Annotated in this window: 2 protein-coding genes and 1 pseudogene; 1 reads left to right on the forward strand and 2 read right to left on the reverse strand. The window is 70.7% G+C overall.

Translation table 11 applies throughout. The annotated features are described in order from the left end of the window. Positions 1 to 131: 131 nt before the first annotated feature. Entirely contained in the window at positions 132 to 773 is a 642-nt protein-coding gene (locus AOK23_RS40060) for a GntR family transcriptional regulator (RefSeq protein ID WP_055717344.1), read from the reverse strand. A 280-nt stretch (positions 774 to 1,053) separates the two neighbouring features. After that, positions 1,054 to 1,776: pseudogene (locus AOK23_RS40065) on the reverse strand (2-oxo acid dehydrogenase subunit E2); the annotation flags it as partial. Here AOK23_RS40065 and AOK23_RS46230 point away from each other — a divergent pair. Beyond that, the coding region (locus AOK23_RS46230; RefSeq protein WP_420823793.1) for an E3 binding domain-containing protein at positions 1,702 to 1,968 on the forward strand (267 nt) is incomplete at its 3' end. The pseudogene AOK23_RS40065 and the gene AOK23_RS46230 sit on opposite strands and share 75 nt — an antisense overlap.

Genomic DNA, 1,968 nt, shown 5'->3' on the forward strand with positions numbered 1-1,968 from the left:
GGGCCGCAGGCCCGTTCCCTTCAGCGGCGCGGGGAACTGCGCGACAAGCCCCCACTCGCCGGCGGTCGAGAACGGTCCCCGACCCCCAACACCAGCGGCCGAAAACGCACCCCCCGGCGGCCCCGGAACCGCTACGCCGGCTCGTCGTCGGTGTGCGGGGCGCAGCCCAGGACGTGGGCCTTGACCAGGTCCGCGATGCGCGGATCCCGGCGGCGGAACGCGGCGACCAACTCCTCGTGCTCCTCCGCGTAGGACTGCTGGACCGTGCCGAGCCAGCGGATGGAGAGGGCCGTGAAGACCTCGATGCCGAGGCCCTCCCAGGTGTGCAGCAGCACGGAGTTGCCGGCGGCCCGGACCAGCTCGCGGTGGAAGGCGACGGTGTGCCGTACCTGGGACGTGCCGTCGGAGTTGCGGTCCGCCTCGTAGAGCGCGGCGACATGCGGCTCCAGCGCCGAGCAGTCCTCCGCCAGCCGCTCGGCCGCCAGCTCCGCCGCGATCGCCTCCAGACCGGCCCTGACCGGGTAACTCTCCTCCAGATCGGCCGCCGTGAGGTTCCGCACCCGTACGCCCTTGTTCGGCGCGGACTCGATCAGCCGCAGCGACTCCAGCTCGCGCAGCGCCTCCCGCACCGGCGTCTGGCTGACCTCCAGCTCCGTCGCGATGCGCCGCTCCACGATCCGCTCACCCGGCTTCCAGCGCCCGCTCACGATCCCCTCCACGATGTGCTCGCGGATCTGTTCGCGCAGCGAGTGGACGACGGGCGCGGTGGTCATGCGGGCTCCTTCGGCGGGGGACTGAGCCCCAAGGGCGTTGACCCATAGACAATAAAGCCGCGACGCCACCCGTGAGGGGCGCACGGGGGCGCTTTCTCGCAGGTGAGACGAGACTTACACGCTCCCATGGTGGCCCCGTCTGTAAAGACCCGTACCGGCCGAGCTGCGGAGCGGTCATGGTCGTGTCCCCCGGAGACCCCCGGCCCCGCCGGACAGGGAAAAACAGCGGTGCCCGCCCGGAAGCTCCGGACGGGCACCGTCGTACTGCGGTGGTGGACCCTTACAGGCCGAGCTCGACCTCGAACTCGCCCGCCTCCAGGATCGCCTTGACCGCCGTCAGGTAACGGGCCGCGTCGGCGCCGTCGACCAGGCGGTGGTCGTAGGAGAGGGTCAGGTAGGTCATGTCGCGGACGCCGATGACCGTGCCCTCCTCCGTCTCGATCACGGCGGGGCGCTTGACCGTGGCGCCGATGCCGAGGATCGCGACCTGGTTCGGCGGCACGATGATCGTGTCGAAGAGCGCGCCGCGCGAGCCGGTGTTGGAGATGGTGAAGGTCGCGCCGGACAGCTCGTCCGGAGTGATCTTGTTGGCCCGGACCTTGCCTGCCAGGTCGGCGGTGGCCTTGGCGATGCCGGCGATGTTGAGGTCGCCCGCGTGCTTGATGACCGGGGTCATCAGGCCCTTCTCGGAGTCCACGGCGATGCCGACGTTCTCCGTGTCGAAGTACGTGATGGTGCCCTCGGCCTCGTTGATCCGGGCGTTGATGGCCGGGTGGGCCTTCAGCGCCTGGGCCGCCGCCTTCACGAAGAACGGCATCGGGGAGAGCTTCACACCCTCGCGGGCCGCGAAGGAGTCCTTCGCCTTGGCACGCAGCTTCATCAGACGGGTCACGTCGACCTCGACGACCGAGGACAGCTGCGCCTGCTCGTGCAGCGCCTTGACCATGTTGTCGCCGATGACCTTGCGGATGCGCGGCATCTTGATGGTCTGGCCGCGGAGAACGGTGTCGACCTGGCGTCCGTCAAGGGCACCGGTGTCGGCGGTCGTATCCGCAAGCAGGACGTCATCGCCGCCGCCGAGGCCGCGAAGGCCGCTGCCGCCGCCCCGGCCCCGACCGCCGCGGCTCCGGCCGCCGCCGCGTCGAAGAAGGCCCCGGTCCTGGAGGCCTCCCCCCTCCGCGGCCAGACCATCAAG

It is taken from the genome of Streptomyces torulosus (assembly GCF_001419765.1).
GTDB lineage: Bacteria > Actinomycetota > Actinomycetes > Streptomycetales > Streptomycetaceae > Streptomyces > Streptomyces torulosus.

Bases quoted from the DNA above. Each gene is read 5' to 3' on its own strand.
- AOK23_RS40060 (WP_055717344.1), bottom strand. From the start codon at position 773: ATGACCACCGCGCCCGTCGTCCACTCGCTGCGCGAACAGATCCGCGAG.